This is a genomic window from Jeotgalibaca porci, assembly GCF_011299095.1.
Lineage (GTDB): Bacteria > Bacillota > Bacilli > Lactobacillales > Aerococcaceae > Jeotgalibaca > Jeotgalibaca porci.
In genome coordinates, this window is sequence record NZ_CP049889.1 from 567,536 (window position 1) to 588,569 (window position 21,034).

At 41.1% G+C, this 21,034-nt stretch carries 20 protein-coding genes and 2 other annotated features; of the genes, 1 reads left to right on the plus strand and 19 read right to left on the minus strand.

The genetic code is table 11. The features are described 5' to 3' along the window. Positions 1-105: 105 nt before the first annotated feature. The 6 genes from pepF to spxA form a co-directional block, all read right to left on the minus strand. On the minus strand, positions 106-1,917 hold the full coding sequence (pepF, locus tag G7058_RS02955; RefSeq protein WP_166062154.1) for an oligoendopeptidase F: 1,812 nt from the start codon (positions 1,915-1,917) through the stop codon (positions 106-108). Between the two features lie 159 nt (positions 1,918-2,076). Next, on the minus strand, positions 2,077-2,499 hold the full coding sequence (locus G7058_RS02960; protein ID WP_166062155.1) for an HIT family protein: 423 nt from the start codon (positions 2,497-2,499) through the stop codon (positions 2,077-2,079). A gap of 59 nt (positions 2,500-2,558) precedes the next feature. Continuing rightward, a complete protein-coding gene (locus G7058_RS02965; RefSeq protein WP_166062156.1) occupies positions 2,559-3,581 on the minus strand; it encodes a competence protein CoiA in 1,023 nt (340 codons plus the stop codon). Positions 3,582-3,677: 96 nt separating this feature from the next. Beyond that, the gene (locus G7058_RS02970; protein ID WP_166062157.1) at positions 3,678-4,058 is read right to left on the minus strand and encodes a hypothetical protein; all 381 of its coding nucleotides are present in this window, start codon (positions 4,056-4,058) and stop codon (positions 3,678-3,680) included. 413 nt (positions 4,059-4,471) lie between these two features. After that, positions 4,472-5,128 carry an adaptor protein MecA gene (locus G7058_RS02975; RefSeq protein ID WP_166062158.1) on the minus strand — a complete coding sequence of 219 codons (657 nt, stop codon included), beginning with the start codon at positions 5,126-5,128 and terminating at the stop codon, positions 4,472-4,474. 163 nt (positions 5,129-5,291) lie between these two features. Beyond that, positions 5,292-5,693, minus strand: coding sequence for a transcriptional regulator SpxA (gene spxA / locus G7058_RS02980; protein WP_166062159.1), 402 nt, complete (start codon positions 5,691-5,693; stop codon positions 5,292-5,294). A gap of 367 nt (positions 5,694-6,060) precedes the next feature. On the opposite strand from spxA, the gene trpS reads away from it, so the two are divergent. Then, positions 6,061-7,005: a tryptophan--tRNA ligase gene (gene trpS / locus G7058_RS02985; RefSeq protein ID WP_264372328.1), complete on the plus strand. Its 945-nt coding sequence runs from the start codon at positions 6,061-6,063 to the stop codon at positions 7,003-7,005. Between the two features lie 433 nt (positions 7,006-7,438). Here trpS and G7058_RS02990 read toward each other — a convergent pair whose 3' ends face one another. The 13 genes from G7058_RS02990 to nrdR form a co-directional block, all read right to left on the minus strand. Next, a complete protein-coding gene (locus G7058_RS02990) occupies positions 7,439-7,846 on the minus strand; it encodes a secondary thiamine-phosphate synthase enzyme YjbQ (RefSeq protein WP_166062161.1) in 408 nt (135 codons plus the stop codon). Positions 7,847-7,858: 12 nt separating this feature from the next. Continuing rightward, positions 7,859-8,872 (minus strand): lipoate--protein ligase, encoded by a 1,014-nt coding sequence (locus tag G7058_RS02995; protein ID WP_166062162.1) that lies wholly within the window; start codon positions 8,870-8,872, stop codon positions 7,859-7,861. A gap of 22 nt (positions 8,873-8,894) precedes the next feature. After that, positions 8,895-9,620 carry an MBL fold metallo-hydrolase gene (locus G7058_RS03000; protein ID WP_166062163.1) on the minus strand — a complete coding sequence of 242 codons (726 nt, stop codon included), beginning with the start codon at positions 9,618-9,620 and terminating at the stop codon, positions 8,895-8,897. An 88-nt stretch (positions 9,621-9,708) separates the two neighbouring features. Further along, on the minus strand, positions 9,709-11,130 hold the full coding sequence (gene hemG / locus G7058_RS03005; protein WP_166062165.1) for a protoporphyrinogen oxidase: 1,422 nt from the start codon (positions 11,128-11,130) through the stop codon (positions 9,709-9,711). 183 nt (positions 11,131-11,313) lie between these two features. Then, the gene (locus G7058_RS03010) at positions 11,314-12,780 is read right to left on the minus strand and encodes an NAD-dependent succinate-semialdehyde dehydrogenase (RefSeq protein ID WP_166062166.1); all 1,467 of its coding nucleotides are present in this window, start codon (positions 12,778-12,780) and stop codon (positions 11,314-11,316) included. 101 nt (positions 12,781-12,881) lie between these two features. Further along, positions 12,882-13,241, minus strand: a complete 360-nt coding sequence (gene rplT, locus G7058_RS03015; protein ID WP_166062167.1) for a 50S ribosomal protein L20 — start codon at positions 13,239-13,241, stop codon at positions 12,882-12,884. 53 nt (positions 13,242-13,294) lie between these two features. After that, positions 13,295-13,495 (minus strand): 50S ribosomal protein L35, encoded by a 201-nt coding sequence (gene rpmI, locus G7058_RS03020; RefSeq protein WP_166062168.1) that lies wholly within the window; start codon positions 13,493-13,495, stop codon positions 13,295-13,297. 28 nt (positions 13,496-13,523) lie between these two features. Next, the gene (gene infC / locus G7058_RS03025; RefSeq protein ID WP_166062169.1) at positions 13,524-14,045 is read right to left on the minus strand and encodes a translation initiation factor IF-3; all 522 of its coding nucleotides are present in this window, start codon (positions 14,043-14,045) and stop codon (positions 13,524-13,526) included. Between the two features lie 26 nt (positions 14,046-14,071). Beyond that, positions 14,072-14,205 (minus strand) — a sequence feature (ribosomal protein L20 leader region). 56 nt (positions 14,206-14,261) lie between these two features. Then, positions 14,262-15,449: an amidohydrolase gene (locus G7058_RS03030; RefSeq protein ID WP_166062170.1), complete on the minus strand. Its 1,188-nt coding sequence runs from the start codon at positions 15,447-15,449 to the stop codon at positions 14,262-14,264. A 477-nt stretch (positions 15,450-15,926) separates the two neighbouring features. Beyond that, positions 15,927-17,861, minus strand: coding sequence for a threonine--tRNA ligase (gene thrS, locus G7058_RS03035; protein ID WP_166062171.1), 1,935 nt, complete (start codon positions 17,859-17,861; stop codon positions 15,927-15,929). Positions 17,862-17,922: 61 nt separating this feature from the next. Beyond that, positions 17,923-18,136: a binding site (T-box leader), on the minus strand. A gap of 50 nt (positions 18,137-18,186) precedes the next feature. Then, the gene (gene dnaI, locus G7058_RS03040) at positions 18,187-19,113 is read right to left on the minus strand and encodes a primosomal protein DnaI (protein ID WP_166062173.1); all 927 of its coding nucleotides are present in this window, start codon (positions 19,111-19,113) and stop codon (positions 18,187-18,189) included. After that, entirely contained in the window at positions 19,113-20,507 is a 1,395-nt protein-coding gene (locus tag G7058_RS03045; RefSeq protein WP_166062174.1) for a replication initiation and membrane attachment family protein, read from the minus strand. Before G7058_RS03045 ends, dnaI begins: the two co-directional genes overlap by 1 nt. Next, positions 20,504-20,986 carry a transcriptional regulator NrdR gene (nrdR, locus tag G7058_RS03050; RefSeq protein WP_166062175.1) on the minus strand — a complete coding sequence of 161 codons (483 nt, stop codon included), beginning with the start codon at positions 20,984-20,986 and terminating at the stop codon, positions 20,504-20,506. Before nrdR ends, G7058_RS03045 begins: the two co-directional genes overlap by 4 nt. Positions 20,987-21,034 lie beyond the last annotated feature (48 nt).

Here is a 21,034-nt window from a genome sequence, read left to right on the forward strand (position 1 = left end):
TTTCTGTATCTATAGTAAAGGGGACGGGAAAAACTCCCGGCCCCTTTACTATTAACGGATAATAGTGGCGTTGCTCAAAAAGACAAATCCGACGTCCACTCTATTCTATTCCGCTGCTAAAAGTTCTTCCAGTTCGTTCAAGCGTGCTTCAAATACTTTCATTGCATCTTCTAAGTATGTCGCATCTGTCATGTCCAAACCAGCTTTCTTCATCACTTCAATTGGGTAATCGCTGCTTCCTGATTTCAGGTATGTCAGATATTTATCCAATGCACCCTCTTCGCCTTCCAAGATACGTTTAGATAGTGCTGTTGCTGCAGCAAAACCTGTCGCATATTGGTAAACATAGTGGTTGTAGTAGAAGTGTGGAATGCGTGACCATTCCAAGGCAATATTTTCATCACGTTCAACAGCATCGCCGTAGTAACGTGCATTTAGATCAGCATAGTACTCTGTCATGAACTCTTGTGTCAAAGGAATGCCTTCTTGCGCTTTTTGGTGGATGTAATGTTCAAATTCCGCAAATTGTGACTGACGGAAAACAGTTCCTTTGAAACCATCCAAGTAGTGGTTCAAAACATAGATACGAACAGCTGGATTCGTTTGAGTTTTCAATAAATAGTCTGTTAAAATATTTTCGTTTGTCGTTGAAGCAATCTCAGCTAAGAAAATAGAGTAATCGCCATACGCATATGGTTGGCTGTTACGTGTGTGGTAGCTGTGAACACTGTGACCTAATTCGTGAACCAATGTATACAGTTGGTTCATAGAGTTTTGCCAGTTCATCAAGATGTACGGATTTGTATCGTATGCCCCTGAAGAATAAGCGCCCGAACGTTTTCCTTCGTTTTCGTACCAGTCAATCCAACGATTATCAAATGCTTCTTTCAAAATACCTTGGTACTCTTCACCTAATGGCTCCAAAGATTTCAATGTCGTTTCTGTTGCTTCTTCGATTGTATAGGCAATCGGTGCATCACCTGTTAAAGGTGTATACATGTCGTACATATACAACTCATCAACGTTCAATAATTTTTTACGTAGTTCAACGTAGCGATGTAGCAACGGTAAATTTTTGTTTACAACTTCCAACAGTGTATCGTATACGCTCTCTGGAATGTTGTTGTTTGCTAGTGACGCTGCACGAGCAGACGAGAAGTTACGGATTTTTGCATTGAAGTTATGTGACTTCACGTGTGTTGACAAAGTAGATGCGAATGTATTTTTCAAACCACGGTATGTTGTATAAAGAGCCTCATAAGCCTCTTTACGAACTTCGCGATTTGAACTTTCCATCAATTTACCATATAGACCATGGGATAGTTTAACTTCATTACCTTCTTCGTCTTTTACAGTTGGGAATTCGATATCCGCGTTATTCAAAACAGAGAATGTTTGGCTGGATGCAGAAAGAATTTCTGATGCGCCTGCCAAAAGTTCTTCTTCACGGGCACTCAAGACGTGCTCACGTTGTGAAGTTAAATCGTTTAATAGATGCTCATATTTTTTCAGGCCTTCGTTTTCAGCCATGAATGCAGCTAATTTTTCTTCAGGAATAGCCAAAACTTCAGGATTGAACCATGATGATGCTTCACCAAGTTCTGTTAGGACTGCCATTGAACGCGCGTGTAACGTTTGATACGTGTTATCTGCTGTATCTTGATCGTTTTTCAAATGTGAGTACACATAAACACGTTCAACTTTTTGATTCGCTTTTAGCGATGTCTCAATCGCTTTCAACAAAGCGTCACTGCTTTCGCCGACTGTTCCTTGTAGTGCTTTTACTTCTTTTGCCAAAGCGCTGACTTCGCTTAACGCTGCTTCAAAAGCTTGATCATTTTCGAAAATGCTTGTTAAATCCCAAGTCATTTCTTCAGCGACTTCATGTCGTTTTGGTAGTTCTTTAAATTCTGCCATTGTTTGGCCTCCTCATTCTTATTTCACATTAATAATCTTAACATACTCTCATTTATTTAGAAGTAAAAAAGTTTGAACTTGCCATTTTTTTGCACAAGCAAAACATTTCAAAAGCTTTTTTTGCCTGGAGCTTTTGAAATGTTTTTTGTTTGTTCATATTTAGTTCATATGGCTACGAATCGCTTCGGCAAGTGCTTCGTATTCTTCATTTGATAAAAATGTTTTTTCTGGGTTCATTGCAAATGGTGCATTCCACTCGAATTCGTCTTTGTATTTTGGTACAAGGTGGAAATGCAGATGGTGACCGGAATCGCCGTAAGCACCGTAATTTACTTTGTCTGGGCTAAAAGCAGCATGTTGTGCTTTTGCTACTTTCGCAACATCGGCAAAGAAGGCGTTACGCTGATCGTCAGATAAAGCTGTCAATTCACTTACGTGGTGTTTTGAAGCAACAATCACGCGTCCTTTGTGGCTTTGTTCTTTAAAGATGTAGACCTTTGTTTCGTCCAATTCGATACATGGGTATCCAAAGGCTGCTAATAGGTCTCCACCCATACAGTATGCACAATCTTGAATATTCATTTTTATTCCTCCTAATCATTTGCTTCATTTAATACTATTATAACATCAAAAAAATCGAGTCAGTATTCTTTGGTTTGAACTTGCCACCTTTTCTCACCGAGTCTTTTCAACACTTTCGCTCGTTCCAGCTCTGCGATAAATTCCAGAAGCGGTTCTAGTGGCTCATGGAGGTAAAGTGCATCATATTGGGGTATCGCCTGACTAAAGGCTTTTAGGTCCTGGACAGTTATGGATTTCCTAAACTTCGCCAGTAGCTGGTACCGCCATATATAGCTTGGTTGACAGAACTCTAACGTCTTGGAAGGTGTCGTAAAGATATAGTTCGGTAATGAATGGACGGTGTGCCCTCCTAAATAGATATCCAGTAAAAAGTCACGGTGGACGGCATCTTTTCGTTTTAGTAAAAGTAAGTGATTCTGATAAGTCATTGCCGCTTTTTTTCGTGGATAATTGGGTTGCGGCTTATTAAAGAGTGTCTCAAATGAAGGGAAGTCCAAATCACTTAAAATGATGGAAAATTGCTTTTTTTGCAGACGGTTACGGGTATCGAAGTGTAAATCGTGATACATGTGCAGAGTATTTTGATTGCTGTCGAGGCAAATAAGCGTATTATTTTTCTGCCTGAAAGCAGCGATGCGTTCTGTATAAGTGGTGGGAACATAATCCATTCCACAAATCCAGTAGACTTCATAACCTTTACTCATGTACCCATCCGTACGTTCTTTCAAACGGGCAAACGGAATCGAACTGCATTGGTACTCAAGGGCAATCCTCCGATTTTGGTAAGTCACCAATAAATCGGGGCGCTGCTTCAATTCAGGCAGCCAGGCTTCCATTTCAACGGGAATATTTAGTTTGGTAAGCCACTCAAAGAGGCGCTGTTTTCCTAAAAGATGCTGGGGCGTTTCCCCTTCGGAAAATTGGTGGCATTCGGCACCTGCATAATGGGCAAAATGTGCCATTATTTTAGGTCCCTTTTTCAAAAATACGGGTTTGTTGCACCCTGGACAACTCACGGGAATGGTTCGGGTGTAGTCAGAGGCACTAATTCTTTCATTCATTTGTGTCAAAGCAAAAAACATCTTATTAACCTCCTTTTATCTCTCTGTATATAGATAAGCAAAAAAAGGCGAAAAGCTTTTTTGGCAGGTGATTTTTAAGATGTTTCTTAGAATTGGCTAGTTTGGTTCGCCCAACGAAACTGGATATTTGTCCAAGTTTTTCATTAAGTAGACGCTCTGATCAGGCGAATAGTAGTAAAAATTATCGTCTTTACTGAGTACAATGAGTTGGTTTTCTTGTTCTGATTTGATGAGATAAGCTTCGTCGGTGTCAGTTGAAATATAAGTTCCCTCATCTACTAAATTCGAATTTTCGTAAACTTCATAGGTCCCGTCTTGGAAGAAAGAAAGCATATAGATGTCCGGCGGCATGGTTTCAGATTGGTAAGAGCCAATTAGTTTGGGTTGAGGATCTGATGATATTTTCAACAACGTAATACTCAAAATAACAACTACTACAGAAAGAACAAGGATGATGACATCCACTTTCTTTTTCACAGAACGACCCCTTTTCGAATTTGGTGAATATTTACCTCTATTATATAGAAGAAAGGCTATTTAAAGTAGGATTGAACGAAGAAATTTTGGATGAATCGTGCCCGTTACACCGGCATTCGTTGGTTTATAAATTCTTGTACGCCGGTTTAAATGACTTTTTACCGGCGTACAGGGATTTCGAATTCTTTGTATGCCGGTAGTTTGTCACTTTTACCGGCTTACAGGTGGTTCCAAATTCCTGTATGCCGGTAGTTTGTCACTTTTACCGGCTTACAGGTGGTTCCAAATTCCTGTATGCCGGTAGTTTGTCACTTTTACCGGCTTACAGGTGGTTCCAAATTCCTGTATGCCGGTCTCTCTGGCATCAACGTACAAAAAAACGAGTCAGCTACAATGAGCTAACTCGTTACATGTTATTTGAAATAGTGACGTGCACTTTCCAAGGCATCTTGATTCATAATCAACTGACCATATTCTCCAAGAACTTCGGGCGTGGTATTTGCTTCTTCGCCGAATTCAAGGATTATAGCGATTTGATTGTCGAGATTCGTATCAACCATTTCATCAATGAAAAATTCGATTGATAAATAATACGCTCCTTCGTAATGATACAAGGATGTGTGGCCGCTCTCTAGGTAAAAGCGTTTGGATGCTTCGATAAAGTCTTCGAAGTCATTAAACTTGACCATCATGTCAAGAATTCCTAAATCATTTTCGATTAAGTGTGGTTCAGTTTTATTTTCATTCATAGTTTCAGTATGTTGGCTCATAATATCCAGTATATGTTCTGCTGGATCGAACCCCTCTTCATCAAAATTTTCCATATCATCAGCGTCACCTTTGCTTATAAATAATTCAAGGCCGCTTCCTTTTGGCAGCACTTGGAAAGTGATGGCATCTGTTTCCAGAAATTGATTCTCAACATCCACTTCTTCCAAAATACTATAAAAGAAGCTTTCGATTTGTTTTTGATTCCCGAGTAAATCTAAGAACGTTATCCCTCTCTCTTCAAGGTCAGAACTTTCAATTACCACACGAATCGTATTCTCGTTAATGTTTTCCATTTCCATGATGCTACACCTCTTTTCTGTACTATCATTGTAACAGGGTGACTGCTATAAGGCCATTCATCCGTTTCTAGATTATACCGCATCTACTATACGTTTGCAATGCGACGAAATGCGTACAAAAAAGCATGCCTATTCAGACATGCTTTAGATAAAGTGAGCGATATTAATAGAAGTTAGCAAGCTCTTGGGCTTTTTTAAGCTCAATTGCACGTACTTCTCTAGGTAGGAAGCGACGAATTTCATCTTCGTTGTATCCCACTTGAAGTCTCTTGTCATCTAAAATAATTGGACGACGTAAAAGACCAGGATTTTCTTGAATGAGCGTGAATAAGTTGTTCAATGGTAAATCATCGAGATCCACATTCATTTCTTGGAATGCTTTTGATCGTGTGGAGATGATTTCCTCTGTACCTTCTTCAGTCATTTTCAGAATTTCTTTAATCTCGATCCGAGATAAAGGTTCTGAGAAAATGTTGCGTTCCGTGTAAGGAATATTATTTTCTTCCAGCCACGCCCGCGCTTTACGGCAAGAAGTACAGCTTGGTGAAGTATATAGAGTAACCATAAATGGATCTCTCCTTTCCTGTAAGCGATTGTTCTTCTTAATAAATGTATCTTATAGAGTCTATTATACAGGATAAAGTTATTCTTGGCTACCCCTTTTTTAACATTTATTCATAATGTTGCCACAATCTGTTCACTGTTAGCTCTTTTAAAAAACATTGATTTCGTTGTTAAATCAACGTTTAACCGTATTTTAACCTTTCTTTTCAAGACCCTTATTTAGATTAATTATAAATAAAGAGAGGAAAGTTTGTGATTTTTTTTTATGGTGTCACGAACTTTAAAAATACGCTATAATAGGAGAGAAGATTATAGGAGTGTGATTTTAGTTGAAGAAAAAAGTTTTTTCAGGTGCACAGCCTAGTGGCATGTTAACAATCGGAAACTATATCGGTGCGATCAAAAATTTTGTCGCTTTACAAGATGACTATGACTGTACTTACTGTATCGTTAACCAGCATGCAATTACTGTCCCACAAGATCCAAAAGAATTAAAAGAACGGACACGCGGCTTGGCGGCTTTGTATATCGCTTGCGGCGTTGATCCGGAGAAATCAACAATCTTTGTGCAATCAGAAGTTCCTGCGCACGCGCAAGCAGCTTGGATTGTACAATGTAATACGTACATCGGCGAATTGGAGCGCATGACGCAATTCAAAGACAAGTCGACTAAACAAGATGCTGTTTCAGCTGGTTTACTGACTTACCCGCCTTTGATGGTTGCGGACATCATTCTTTATGATGCAGATCTCGTACCAGTTGGCGAAGACCAAAAACAACATCTCGAATTAACACGTGACTTCGTACAGCGTTTCAACAATCGCTACGAGGGTGACCTCATAATGCCGGAACCACTAATTCCTGAAGCGGGCGGCCGTATCATGAGTCTTCAAGACCCTACCAGTAAAATGAGTAAGTCTGACCAAAACAAAAAAGGGTTTATTTCAATGTTGGATGATCCAAGCATTATCCGTAAAAAAATCAAGAGTGCCAAAACAGATTCAAGTGGCGTGATTGAATATGACAAGGAAAACAAACCGGGTATCTCTAATCTATTGACAATTTTTGCGAACTTCAGTGGCAAATCAATTCAAGAATTGGAAGCAGAATTTGCGGACAGTGGCTACGGTCATTTCAAAGAAAAACTTGCAGATGCTGTTGTTTCCGTTCTTGAACCAATTCAAGAGCGCTACTACAAGTTGATGGAATCTGGTGAATTGGATGCGATTTTAGACGAAGGTGCTCAGCGCGCAAATGCGTATGCGAACAGTACTTTGAACCGTATTGAAACTGCCATCGGTTTACAACGTTAATAAGAATATGTTAAAAGGCAACTCCTGAAGTTAGAGGAGTTGCCTTTTTTGTGTGATTTTTTGGGAAGCGGTTGATGAACTGGCCAGCATTACACATTTTTTACTTCCGCTACTGATTCTATTACCGTGGCCCCAACAAGCAATATTACTGCCTAATTCCCTTAGTCCTGGCGGAGCCGGCCTACTCAACAATCTGAGTGAGCCATTTACAGCAAAAGAGCCTACTCAAACGTAAATTCCAATCTGAGTGAGCCATTCACAGCAAAAGAGCCTACTCAAACGTAAATTCCGATCTGAGTGAGCCATTTACAGCAAAAGAGCCTACTCAACAACCTGAGTGAGCCATCCACCCTCCAACCTAACCACCCACACAAAAAAAGAAACCGGGGCAGTAGCGTCCCGATTTCTTTTTTGAAATTCCATTTTCCCTTTATTAGCCTTCTATTAGCTTCACATAAAAAGTACGATGACGGGGACCATCAAATTCTGCGAAATAAACACTTTGCCACGTTCCCAGAATCAATTTTTCGTTTGCCAGAATTAACATTTCGCTAGCACCCACAACTGAAGACTTCATATGTCCGTCAGAATTACCTTCCATATGGACATAATCAGCGCGATGTGGAAAGGTTTCATTCAGTCCCAATTTCAAATCAACTTTCACGTCGGGATCCGCATTCTCATTAATCGTAATTGCCGCAGTCGTATGTGGACAATATACCAAGACGATCCCATCACTGACACCACTATCACGAATGGCTTCATTTAAATAGTGATCCAGATTCGTGAAAGATTGCTTTTGATGTGTTTCGATTTGAAACTTAAATAAATTGTTTGCCATTTTAACCAACTCCTATTCAGCGAAAAGAGAGTCAACCAGTTCTTCAGCAGTTATCGCACCAAAATATTTCTTCAAGTCAATCGTTTCAAATTTCTCACGTAAATCCGCTTTGGTATATTTCGTCCCTACCAACGTTTCTTCTACGTCGGAAATTTCGCCTAAACCAAAGAAGTCACCATGGACTTTTGCTTCCACAATTTCCCCTGCTTTAATATTGAACAAGAAATCAATCGTTCCAATTGGGAAACGACGGCGGATTTCGATACCGTATTTAGGCGATTTACCGTAATTCCAATTCCAGTTGCCAAAATATTCGTCGCGAATTTCGTATACACGCTTCCAATCTTCTTCCGTTAAATGATACTCTTTCACGTCTTCACGGTTATCCACTTCGAAAATATGTAGAAGCAAGGCATCACGGAATTCTTCCGTAGTCATATTTTTATAAGCCTCATCCACAAATGGTTTAATATTCGTGACGCGGCTGCGAACAGACTTAATACCTTTGGATTCAATTTTATCTTTCCGTGGTTTCAAAGCGCTGGATACAGCATCCAAGTCTGAATCAAACAAAATTGTTCCATGGGCAGTCATACGGCCATTTGTCGCATACATCGCATTTCCGGAAAATTTTTGATCTCCGATTGTTAAGTCGTTACGCCCTTTCAAAGCGGCGTCTTTAACACCCGCTTTATGCAAGAACTCAATAACTGGTTCTGTAAATTTCGCAAAATCACGGAAAGAGTTCCCGTCATCTTCGGTAATAAAACAGAATGAAAAGTTGCCTAAGTCGTGATAAACCGCACCGCCGCCGGACATCCGTCTCACAATGTGGATGTTATTTTCTTCCACATATGCTTGATTAATTTCTTCGATTGTATTTTGATTTCGTCCTATGATAATAGATGGCTCGTTAATATAAAATAGCAAAATAGGCTCATCCAAATTTTTCTCTTTTAATAAATACGTTTCCAAGGCAATATTTACACTTGGGTCAAGATGGTTTTGATTATCAACAAAATACATACCGTTTCGTCTCCTCTATCAATTAGATAATAATTTGTAAATCTTTTTCCGCAAGCTGCACAACAACAACATCGCCGGCCGCTTCCTTTGCTTCTCCCAGCAGTTTCTCCCATTCAACACTTGGAGGTAAATGCGTCAAAATTAACTTTTTCACATTTGCTTCTTTAGCAATGCTTCCCACTTCATAAGAAGTCATATGCACCTTGTGACCTTCTTGTCCTTGGAAAAAGTTTGTATCAGCTAATAAGACATCCGCATCTTTTGAAAATGAAACAAAATCCGCTAAATAGCCTGAATCTGCGGTAAATACTAACTTTTTACCCGTTGTAATTTCAATGATTTCAAGTGCATAACACGGAACAGGATGAAGCGTCTTCAAGAATGCAATCCGAAAAGGACCAATCATAATCGGTTCATTGCCAGTATAATCTACTGCTGTTGTATACGCACTTTCACGGAGTCCGTGCAAATCAGATTCTACATGCCCATAAATTGGCAGGGTTTTATCTGGGTCTTTCAGCTGAAAAACATGCTGCAGGACGCCCATATCCGCAATGTGATCGGGATGATAATGGGTCACTATAACCGCATCTAATTGCTTCGGATCCAGATGTTTTTCTAACGCCAAAACCGCGTTGCTTCCGACATCTATCAACAAATGAAAGGCTTCAGACTCCAACAAATACGCTGTGGTGCCGACACCTTTCGCAGGATAGCCGCCCATAAATCCCAATACCGTTAACTTCATAAAGATACCTCCTCATAACAGGATAACTTGCCTAATAGTAGTATAACATTGAAAAGAAAGAAAAGAACTTTAGAAATCTCAGCGATTTCTAAAGTTCTTGTTGTGCTTTCATATAGGCTAAAGCCTCTCTGGCTAGGCGTTTTCCTTCGTTGATGGCATTTGGTAGACCATACCCTCTGAAGCCATTTCCGCCCATAAAAATACCTTTGTCATTAATACGTTTTTTATGTATGGTGGTTATTTCATTTAATTCATTCCGTTCATTTGCTTCCAGATGGGGAATATTATTTATCCAGCGATAAACTTTTGCGGATTGATACGCGCCTTTAACTTGAAATATTTCATTCACTTCTTCATTAATAATATTCAAGAATGCTTCATCTGATAATTGAACAATGGTATCTTCCAGACGACGCCCCACTTCAACTAACATGATATCGTGATCGGCATCTTTCAAGGACGGCCATTTACGGTTCAACAGTGATGTCTTTGTAATATGGAAGGAACTACGCTTTGGAATAACAAAGCCGTACCCTTCTGGATAACGCGTCAACGCACCCTTTTCAAAACGATATAAAATGGTACCCATCGAGGAGACCTGTGCTTGTGGAATTTTAATGCCAATGTCTTCACAATTATTCAATAAGGGCGCAGATTCTGCAATTGAAAGTGTTGAGATAACCGTTTTTGCCCGTAAGCTCTCGTTATCATTCAAGGTCATCAGAAATACATTTTCATCCATACCATAAAGATTAGTCACTTTTTTTCCTGTTAAAACAACATCCGGAATCTTTTCCATAAGTGTTTCAACCAGCACCGCCAGACCGCCTTTCAAGGTGTATTCAGAGCCTTCACCATCCATATAGTGTGCTAACTCTGCTTCTGTTACATTATAGCGACTGTCCGTATTTTCAAATAAACTAATGAGGTTTTGGTCAAAGAAAGCAGGTGGACATAGTTCCATCGACCCAAAGATATTCTCCGGAAAGTTAGGGTAAGCAATCATTGTACTAACAGCTTTACAAAAACGATATTCCAAAAATTCAGAAGTGGTCGTATTTGAATCCATTCCCAGCTTCATATTATTAAAAGAGTGGTTAATTAATACGGATAACTTATCACTTAAGGACAATTCCTTTTCGTGCATAATATCGGAAAAATTGATGGGAATTCCGTGGTAACTCGGCTTTTTAGATGTTACAAATTCATTGGTACTGAATCGATCTAGCTTGCCGCCTATACTGTACTCTATCTCATCTTCAAGGCCCAATTCCGCTAAGAACGGCCGGATATCTTCACGGCGAATATCAAAACTACTTGCACCCACATCCACAGGACCCACGTCCGTCTGAACAGTTCGGATGGTACCGCCTATTTGATCGCTCTTTTCAAGTAAAACGAATTCAAATGGCAATCCCTCTGCTTCAATTGCTTTATTTAATTCATAAGCTGCGACCAACCCACTTAAACCACTACCCAAAATCGCAATTCTTTTATTTCCACGAAACACGTTCTCACCTTCTCTCCGAATACTTTTCGACACCTCTATCATATCCTACTTCACAGAATAAAGTAGTGAACAATTTGTGACAAATTGCATACGGTAGAATAGTAGGTAGCAGTGAAACCCTCTTTTTAGGTATTAGAAATTCCCATAGAAAAAGACCGGGAAATAATCCCCGATCCTCTACTGTTATTTGAAATAACTCGTGTTCACAAATTTCGTTTCCATAAATTCTTCTACACCTTGTTTGCCATTCTCACGGCCTAATCCCGAGAACTTCATACCGCCAAATGGTGTTTCTGAATTGGAAACCGCCACGTTATTTATTGCTACTAAGCCATATTCCAAAGCATTACTTACCTTTTCTGCGACACGTAAATCTTTTGTAAAGACATACGATGCCAAACCAAAATCAGAATCGTTGGCCATTTCAATGACTTGATCTTCACTTTCAAATGTAAGCAATGGAATTACCGGACCAAATGTCTCTTCATAGAAGATAGTCATATCGCGTGTGACATGATCCAAAACAGTCGGTTCATAGAAGAAGCCATCTGCGTATTCACCTTCCATTAAGCGACCGCCACCGATTAATACTTCTGCGCCTTTTTCGGTTGCATCTTTAATTTGTGCATCGATTGTTTTGCGTGATTCATCATTAATAAGCGGTCCCGTTACAACGCCTTCATCTTGCCCGTTTCCAACTTTAATTTTCTTCACTGCAGCAACAAGTTCCTTTGTAAATACCTCTTTAATTTCTTTTTCCACGAAAATACGGTTCGGTGACGTACAGGCTTGCCCATTGTTACGGAATTTCATTTTAACAAGCATATCCACTGTTTCTGAAATCGGTGCATCTTTGAAGACGATAAAGGGTGCATGCCCACCCAATTCCAGAGATATTTTCTTCAATGTTTTACCTGACTGTTCGTACAATACATGGCCGACTTCAGTAGAGCCGGTAAATGTTAACTTGCGGACATCTTTGCTTTCAGCAAAAGTAGCGCCGATTTCACTCGCTGAGCCCATAACCAAGTTGGCAACGCCGGCTGGTAAGCCGGCTTCTTCGAAGATTTCGAAAATAGCAATCGCGGATAGCGGGGTATTCCCAGCCGGTTTCAAAACAACTGTACAGCCCGCTGCGAGAGCTGGTCCAATTTTACGGACAATCATGTTTGATGGGAAATTCCATGGTGTAATGGCACCCACCACTCCGACTGGTTGTTTACGTACCTCATATTTATGATTATTTGGAGCCGGAATAGTTTCTCCGTAGATGCGACGCGCCTCTTCAGCATTCCAGTGCAAATTATCAACGTTCGTTTGGATTTCACCTTTTGATTCTGCCAATGGCTTTCCTTGTTCTAAAGTCATAATCAGTGCTAATTTATCCGCATTTTCCTCAATTAAGTCGGCAGCACGGTGCAGAATTTTGACCCGTTCGCGTAATTCCATACCAGACCAAACAGGAAAGGCCTGTTTAGCTGCTTCAATCGCTCGTTCGAAGGCTGCTTTGTCACCTCTTGATACTTCCGTTAAGGTTTCGCCAGTCGCAGGGTTAATAACTGGCCGCATCCCTTTTGATCCTTTTTCCCATTTTCCATTTATAAATAAATCAGTGTGCATTTCTGGCAACGTTTGTCTCTTTGTTGTCATTCTTCTACCTCCTGTGTTTTCGCTTTCATTATTAACCTAACATAAGTTTAACCGAAAACAAAAAAAGTTACCTCATAAAGAGATAACTTTTTTTCGTTTAATTATTTGTTTAATGCTGTTTTAGCTTGTTCTGCAACTGCTGTGAAAGCTGCTGCATCGTTAACTGCTAATTCTGCAAGCATTTTACGGTTCATTTCCACTCCAGCAAGTTTCAAACCGTGCATCATTTGGCTGTAGCTCAAACCGTTCATGCGAGCTGCTGCGTTGATACGCGTAATCCATAGACGACGGAAGTTACGTTTAGTTTGACGACGGTCTCTATATGCGTACATATAAGATTTCATCACTTGTTGTTTAGCTGTTTTGAATAATGTATGTTTTGAACCATAATAGCCTTTAGCCAGTTTAAGAACTTTCTTGCGGCGTTGGCGTGTTACTGTTCCACCTTTTACACGTGGCATGGTAATTCCTCCTTATGAGAACATCTTGTTCTCTACTAGTATTCGTAGTTTAATTATTTCATTTGTGATAATTGTTGGCTGATACGTTTCATATCAGATGCGTGTACCATTGATGGCTGACGCAATTGACGTCTTTGTTTTTTAGTTTTTCCGTGGAATCTGTGGCTTGTGAAAGCACTGTAACGTTTCAAACCACCATTACCAGTTCTTTTGAAACGTTTAGCAGATCCGCGGTGTGTCTTTTGTTTTGGCATTAGTCTTCCTCCTAAAAAAATAAAATTGTTACTTCTCTTGCGTTGGAGCCAGCATCAAGAACATACTTCTACCATCCATACGTGGTTTGCTTTCAACTGAGGATACATCCGATAGTTCAGATGCTAGGCGGTCCAGGACTTTTTGTCCGATTTCTTTATGTGTGATTGCACGTCCTCTAAATCGAATAGATGCTTTCACTTTGTCGCCTTTTTCCAAGAATTTGCGTGCATTACGCATTTTCGTTTGGAAATCATTCTCATCAATGGACGGACTTAGACGCACTTCTTTGATGTTGACCACTTTTTGGTTTTTACGAGCTTCCCGTTCGCGTTTTTGTTGATCGAAACGGTATTTCCCGTGATCCATAATACGGGCTACAGGCGGTTTTGCATTTGGCGATACTACTACTAGATCCAAATTTGCGGCTTCAGCTAGTTGCAATGCTTCTGCTTTCGTTTTTACTCCGATTTGTTCACCATCGCTTCCAATTACACGAAGTTCGCGTGCTCGGATTCCGTCGTTTACCATCATATCTTTAGCTATGGTCATTCACCTCCATGATATTTGAGAGAAAAGCGCAGAAAAAAGAGCGGATATCTCCGATACCCGCCCAATTATGACACAGTCCAATACTGTGACAAACTTGTACATATCTGGCCCAAGGACAACTGTCAACTTAGGCGAGAAGCGGGTGCTCCTGCTTGTATTTTCTCAACTGTTATATCTTACTATGTATTTATCATATTGTCAAACATTTTTTTGAATTTATTTACCCAACGCGCTGAGAGTGATGTCGCCGACCGTTTTGGCTGCGACTAGTAATGCTTTTTCGTTGATATCGAATTTCGGATGGTGATTCATAAAGTATGTGTCTGTTTCTGGTTTTGCACCCATATTTAAGAATGCGCCAGGAATTTTCAATAGATATTGGCCGAAGTCTTCGGCACCGTTAAAGGCCGGTGTTAAGGAAGCATTTTCCAGATACGTCCCTACGCCACGCTCATTCATTACTTTCGCAGCTGCTTCGGTCTGTTCAGGGTGGTTGTATAGTGGCGGATAGTCCCAGGCGAATGTGACTTCGGTTTCCACACTGAAGCCTTCTTCCAACCCACGCGCTAATTTACGGACTTCTTCTTCAATCTTCTTCCCAACTTCGATATCCATGTAACGCGCATCGCCGTAAAGTGTCAGATTATCCTTGATAACATTGCTGACGCCTTCTCCTTCAAAGGAACCAATCGTTACGACCGCCATATCAAAGGGATTAATACGGCGAGAAACAACCGTCTGTAAGTTCATGACAAAGGAAGAAGCAGCGACAATCGCATCGTTACTCATATGCGGCATGGAACCATGTCCACCTTTTCCTTGAATTTTAACTGAAATCTCACTACAGCCGGCATACGCCCAGCCACTCGCGTACTCAACGTGCCCGACTTCGATGTTTGGATAAAAATGAATGCCGTAAATTTCATCCACGTCGTCCAGTTCACCGGAATCGACTATCGATTTAGCACCACCCGGTCCAACTTCTTCAGCATTTTGGTGGACGATTTTAATGGTACCGGCCCACTCATCTTTCAATTCGATGAAACAATCTGCCAAGGTCATCAAATATGCGGTATGTCCGTCGTGCCCACATGCGTGCATCACACCGGGCTTCTTAGAAGCAAACGGTAAATTAGTCTCTTCCTTAATTGGTAAGGCATCAAAATCCGCCCTCAAGGCGATCGTTCTGCCCGGCTTATTCCCTTGAATGGTTACAACGATACCGTAACCATTTCCGACATTGCGTTTGACTTCTACGTCCTTCCCTGCATAGAAGGCAGCAATCGTGTCGGCTGTTTCTTTTTCTTCAAATGAAATTTCAGGATTTTCGTGAAAATGACGGCGTAGTGCAATCATATCTGCTTCCTTTTGTTCAAGTAGGTTCATCAATTTATCGCGTGACATGCTTGTTCCCCTTTCAAATAATACGTTGGTGTTATAGTAACACAAACCTATTTCGGATGGGATAGAAATGTTTCCTTTTGGATGCCTGCGCACTCAAATTCGTTTTTGCGTTTGAGTGCGCAGGTAATGCCTAAAAATGCGCACTCAGATTCGTTTTTGCGTTTGAGTGCGCAGGTAGTGCTTAAAACTGCGCACTCAGATTCGTTTTTGCGTTTGAGTGCGCAGGTAGTGCTTAAAACTGCGCACTCAGATTCGTTTTTACGTTTGAGTGCGCAGGTAATGCCTAAAAATGCGCACTCAGATTCATTTTTACGTTTGAGTGCGCAGGTAATGCCTAAAAATGCGCACTCAGATCCGTTTTTGCGTTTGAGTGCGCAGTTTAGTCCTCAAATGGCTCTCTCAAACCATTTTTAAGCCTTATAGTGACCATTTCACCCCGAAAAAATACGAACCTCACGAGGAGGTTCGTACATTCCATTATTTAAAGTTCTTAATTTCGAAATCAACAGATGACAGATACTCTTCTGCAGCCATTGTATTCATTTCCTTCGAACCATAACGACGGACAGTCAACGTATTTTCGGCTACTTCTTTGTCTCCGATTACGATTTGGTAGGGAATTTTTTGCGTTTGAGAAGCACGGATTTTGTAACCCATTTTCTCGTTGCGATCATCCACTTCGACGCGCATACCCATGCGGTCCATTTGTGATTTCAACTCGTAAGCACGGTCTGCATGGTGCTCCACGCTTACCGGGATGATTGTTGCTTGAACCGGTGCCAACCAAGTTGGGAACGCACCTTTATATTCTTCAATCAAGTAAGCTACGAAACGTTCCATTGTTGAAATAACGCCACGGTGAATAACAACCGGACGGTGGTTATTTTCACCGTCTTCACCAACGTATGTTAAGTCGAAACGTTCTGGCAACAAGAAGTCTAATTGGATTGTAGACATTGTTTCTTCTACCCCAATTGCAGTCTTGAATTGAACGTCCAGTTTTGGACCGTAGAAAGCAGCCTCGCCGACAGCTTCGAAGTAGTCCAATTCCATTTCATCCATTGCTTCTTTCAGCATTGCTTCTGCTTTTTCCCACATTGCATCGTCATCAAAGTATTTCTCTTTGTCAGCTGGGTCGCGGTAGCTTAAACGGAAACGGTAATCGGTAATCTTGAAGTCTTCGTAAACATCTAGTACTAATTGTAAAGTACGTTTGAATTCTTCTTTGATTTGATCTGGGCGAACAAACACGTGTGCATCGTTCAATGTCATTTCACGTACACGTTGTAACCCAGATAATGCCCCACTCTTTTCGTAACGGTGCATCATACCCAGTTCCGCGATTCGGATTGGCAATTCACGGTAGCTGTGAACTTCATTTTTGTAAATCATCATGTGGTGCGGGCAGTTCATTGGACGTAGAACCAACATTTCGCCATCACCCATATCCATTGGCGGGAACATATCTTCATGGTAGTGATCCCAGTGACCGGACGTTTTGTACAAGTCTACGTTTGCCATGATTGGCGTGTAAACGTGTTGGTAACCCAAGCTTACTTCTTTATCCACAATGTAACGTTCCAATGTACGACGGATTGTCGCACCTTTTGGCAACCAGAATGGTAAACCAGATCCAACTTCAGGAGAAATCATAAACAAGTCTAATTCTTTCCCTAATTTACGGTGGTCACGCTGTTTCGCTTCTTCACGCATTTTTAGGAATTCGGCTAAATCTTTTTTGTTAAAGAATGCCGTTCCGTATACACGTTGCATCATTTTGTTGTCTGAATTTCCGCGCCAGTATGCACCAGCCAATGACAATAATTTGAACACTTGAATTTTACCTGTAGACGGCACGTGAATCCCACGGCACAAGTCAGTGAAATCTTCTTGTTGGTAAACAGTTAGAATTTCATCTTCTGGTAAATCAGTAATCAATTCCACTTTATAAGGATCATTCGCGAAAATTTCCAATGCTTCAGAACGTGAAACAACACGACGGACGATGGCATGGTTCTCACGGATAATTTTTGTCATTTCCGCTTCAACGTCAGCCAATTGCTCTTCTGTCAATTGGTTTTCCATATCTGTATCATAGTAGAAGCCTGATTCAATCGCAGGTCCTACCCCGAAATGAACACCCGGGAATAAACGTGTCATCGCATGTGCTAATAAATGCGCGCTTGAGTGACGCAAAATACCCAATGCATCTTCGTGATCCGGCGTTACAATTTCCAATGTTCCGTCTTCTTCCAATTCACGGGTAAAATCAACTAATTCACCATTGAATTTCCCAGCTAGTGCTTTTTTAGCCAAGCTGTTGCTGATGCTTTTCGCAACGTCTTGAACAGTTATTCCCTTGTCAAATGACTTGATAGAGCCATCTGGGAAAGTAATCTTAATTTCTGCCATTTTTATTCCTCCATACTCTCTTAATAAATAAAAAAAGTCCCATTCCCAGAATTTCTTCCGGAAATGGGACGTGTAATTGACGTGGTTCCACCCAAATTCAGTTCTCGTCAGAAACGAAAACTCTTCAGCGCGTTAACGGTGCGGACCGGAAGAATCTACTTGTTTCAATTCTTCTCTCGAAAGGGGTACATACAAAAGGCCATTGAGATGTTCCACCAACCCATCTCTCTCTAAAAATGTTATCTTCTGTTGTCTGTCTTTCTCAACGATTTCATTTAATTTCTAGTTCATTAAAACATGAACAAGCAAGAAATGCAAGGGCCTCTTAACCTTTTAGACGGCGATTCTTCCCTGTCATTTGTACTTCTTTCGCCAAAAAGCGCACACGTTCCATTAAACGTTTGGCTTTAATCGGCTCATCGTCACCGCGATTTCCGATTCGCAAATGTTGTTCCAACTCGGAAAAAGTGAGATTTGAGGTAAAAAATGTCGGCAAATGTTCTTGCATCCGGTGTTGTAAGATCACACCCAGAATTTCATCACGCACCCAAGTCGAGTTAATTTCAGCACCGATATCATCCAACATTAAAATCGCACTTTTTTTAATCAAGTCCAACTTTTCAGGCACACTGTTGTCTGAAATCGCAGCTTTCATTTCTTGCGTAAATGTCGGGTAATGCATCAAAGTTGTAACATGACCTTTCAAAGAAAGCTCATAGGCAATTGCCCCCAACAAATACGTTTTACCAACACCAAATGGCCCGTGGATATACAAGCCCTGATGGAAGCTACCTGGACTATCGGCATACGCTTCTATAAAATCGAACGCTTCGCTCAGCACATCCAAGCGCTCTTCCGTTTGCACGAATTGCTCCATTGTTGCTTTTCGAGCTTCTTTGGAAATATTAATTGAATTGATGCGGCTACGCAATTCTTTCTCACGTTCCCGTTTAATCGTGGCTTGATCGGGAACATACACCACATCAATATATCCGGCATTAAGCGCCAATTCCGGTTGGTAACCGGGGTTTTGCCCCATTTCGCCGCGTGTTAACTTACGCTTTTCTTGCACGAACTCATGTAACTTTGAGTAGCTGTTCGAAATCATTTCTTGCGTAATTGTTTTTTTATTTGTTTCCAGAAAAGTATGGACTTCCGGATCAGCCAAGACCGAGCGAATCATATTTTCATATTGTTCGGAAACATTTGGTTGGTTCATAAATTTACGGAATCCTCTTCCAATGTGATCCATTAGTCATCTCCGGCCTTTCTACCATTCCTGAATTTTTTCAGGCGTTCATTAAATCGTTTCTGTTCTTCGTCAGAAAGAAGACGTTCGCTTTTCGTCTGCGTCGGTTTCTCCGTTGCCCATTCCGGTAATTTCTCCACCTTACGGACAACGTTACGACCATATTGACGGACGTTGCGCTTTTCAGCAGTGGCGCGCTTTTGTCCGATAAATTGTTTCGTTTTATTAATCGCTTCTTCGGGCAAGGAGATTTCGGATTGGGTCCAGTCGTTGGCAATCCGTTCTGCGACACCTTTATTCATCGTCGGCTCACCTTGAATTACCAACATGTAATAAATCAGCATATTCAAAACTCCCGAGGACAAATCGTATTGGCTCAACAAAATGTTCAGCAGATTTTTTTCATTTGAAGTAACCTGTCCCTTTTTCTGCGCCTTAATATCCGCGATAAATTGATACGGAGTTAATTTTTCCGCTAGTAAAACCAATTGTATTTCCTGCTCAGTGTAGCCGGCTTTTTTCAAAGCCGCTTCCCGGTTCGCCTGTTGCTCGGCAGAAGCCTCGGCCGTTTGCTCCACTTTGTCACGAATCACACTCTTAGAAATACCTTGAGTCGTGCTGTCGGCAGCCAAATTCTCGAGCTCCTTTGTATCCACAACACCATTCTCAAGATTTGATGCACGCATCAATAATGCGGCCATCTCCTCTTCTTCAATGCCGTACAATTTATTAAGGACTTCAATCTTCTTCCGAAGTTCTGATGTCAATGCTTCAGGACGGAAAAACTGACTATTTAATAATTGCTTCAAGTAGCTGAAGTTAAACGAAGATATTTCAATCTGCGGTGCTTGACCTTTGCGTGATTCCAGCAATGAACTTTGCTCCAACGGGACAATCGTACGCGCCACATTATAAACACCTACAAATGATTGCGTAATCTTCTGTAAGTCACTATAGTCAGCTTTTGGAAAACTGTATTGCTCTTGCAGCCGTCTCAAACGTCCTTCACCAATGTGTTCCCGCAACAGCATCCGTAACAAATCTTCTTCAAAAAACTGTTTGCTCGTGACAGGCATCAACGGCTCGTAGATGTATTCTTTCATCTGCTCGGTTTCTCTCACGTATGTATTCAATAAGCCTATGCCTTCCAAACGAATGCGTGCCTGATAAAACTCCGGTATCCCGACGTTTAATGTGGCTAGCAGTTCAGAATGCAGTTTTGGTTGGGGTGTCATTTCAAAATCACCCAATAGCGTCATGTACAAACTGAACGCATGTGAGCCGATAATAGGTTGATACAAGTAGGTGATGACTTTACGGTCCACATCGGAAATAAAGCACGTTTGTTGTGTGCGAAAGGAGTCTTTCGGACTTAAATTTTTCCAAGGTGTATTCATTCGTTCCGCCCCTCTAGCTCATGGTGATTCTTTTTCTCAAGGTTTTGTAGTTCCGCCAAGAATGTTTCACGATCAGAAAATTGACGATACACACTCGCAAAGCGAATATACGCTACATCATCAATTTTAGCCAAGTGCTCCATCACATACTCACCGATAGCCATACTTGGTATTTCGCTCTCACCCGATGCACGCAGTTCCCGTTCAACCTGGTTCACAACTTCTTCCAGCTGCTCCAACTTAATCGGACGCTTTTCACTGGAGCGAATCAGACCACGCAATAACTTTTCACGGCTGAATTCTTCACGTGTCCCGTTCTTTTTCACAACGAGCAACGGTGTCTGTTCAATTCGTTCAAAAGTAGTAAAGCGTTGGTGACAACATTCGCACTCACGACGGCGGCGAATCGAGTTATTTTCTTCGACGGGGCGGCTGTCCACAACTCGCGATCCATTATATTGACATTTTGGACATTGCATTCTTTCCAGACCCCTTTCTAGTCATTTTCTGTAGCTAGTATACCATAA

Coding starts and splice junctions, on each gene's coding strand:
- G7058_RS02975 (WP_166062158.1), bottom strand. CDS start 5,128: ATGGAAATGGAAAACATTAACGAGAATACGATTCGTGTGGTAATTGAA.
- dnaI (WP_166062173.1), bottom strand. CDS start 19,113: ATGGATCACATTGGAAGAGGATTCCGTAAATTTATGAACCAACCAAAT.
- G7058_RS03000 (WP_166062163.1), bottom strand. CDS start 9,620: ATGAAGTTAACGGTATTGGGATTTATGGGCGGCTATCCTGCGAAAGGT.
- pepF (WP_166062154.1), bottom strand. CDS start 1,917: ATGGCAGAATTTAAAGAACTACCAAAACGACATGAAGTCGCTGAAGAA.
- trpS (WP_264372328.1), top strand. CDS start 6,061: ATGTTAACAATCGGAAACTATATCGGTGCGATCAAAAATTTTGTCGCT.
- infC (WP_166062169.1), bottom strand. CDS start 14,045: ATGACCATAGCTAAAGATATGATGGTAAACGACGGAATCCGAGCACGC.
- G7058_RS03045 (WP_166062174.1), bottom strand. CDS start 20,507: ATGAATACACCTTGGAAAAATTTAAGTCCGAAAGACTCCTTTCGCACA.
- thrS (WP_166062171.1), bottom strand. CDS start 17,861: ATGGCAGAAATTAAGATTACTTTCCCAGATGGCTCTATCAAGTCATTT.
- G7058_RS03010 (WP_166062166.1), bottom strand. CDS start 12,780: ATGACAACAAAGAGACAAACGTTGCCAGAAATGCACACTGATTTATTT.
- nrdR (WP_166062175.1), bottom strand. CDS start 20,986: ATGCAATGTCCAAAATGTCAATATAATGGATCGCGAGTTGTGGACAGC.
- spxA (WP_166062159.1), bottom strand. CDS start 5,693: ATGGTTACTCTATATACTTCACCAAGCTGTACTTCTTGCCGTAAAGCG.
- rpmI (WP_166062168.1), bottom strand. CDS start 13,495: ATGCCAAAACAAAAGACACACCGCGGATCTGCTAAACGTTTCAAAAGA.
- rplT (WP_166062167.1), bottom strand. CDS start 13,241: ATGCCACGTGTAAAAGGTGGAACAGTAACACGCCAACGCCGCAAGAAA.
- G7058_RS02965 (WP_166062156.1), bottom strand. CDS start 3,581: ATGTTTTTTGCTTTGACACAAATGAATGAAAGAATTAGTGCCTCTGAC.
- G7058_RS02995 (WP_166062162.1), bottom strand. CDS start 8,872: ATGTATTTTGTTGATAATCAAAACCATCTTGACCCAAGTGTAAATATT.
- G7058_RS02990 (WP_166062161.1), bottom strand. CDS start 7,846: ATGGCAAACAATTTATTTAAGTTTCAAATCGAAACACATCAAAAGCAA.
- G7058_RS02960 (WP_166062155.1), bottom strand. CDS start 2,499: ATGAATATTCAAGATTGTGCATACTGTATGGGTGGAGACCTATTAGCA.
- G7058_RS03030 (WP_166062170.1), bottom strand. CDS start 15,449: ATGTCACGCGATAAATTGATGAACCTACTTGAACAAAAGGAAGCAGAT.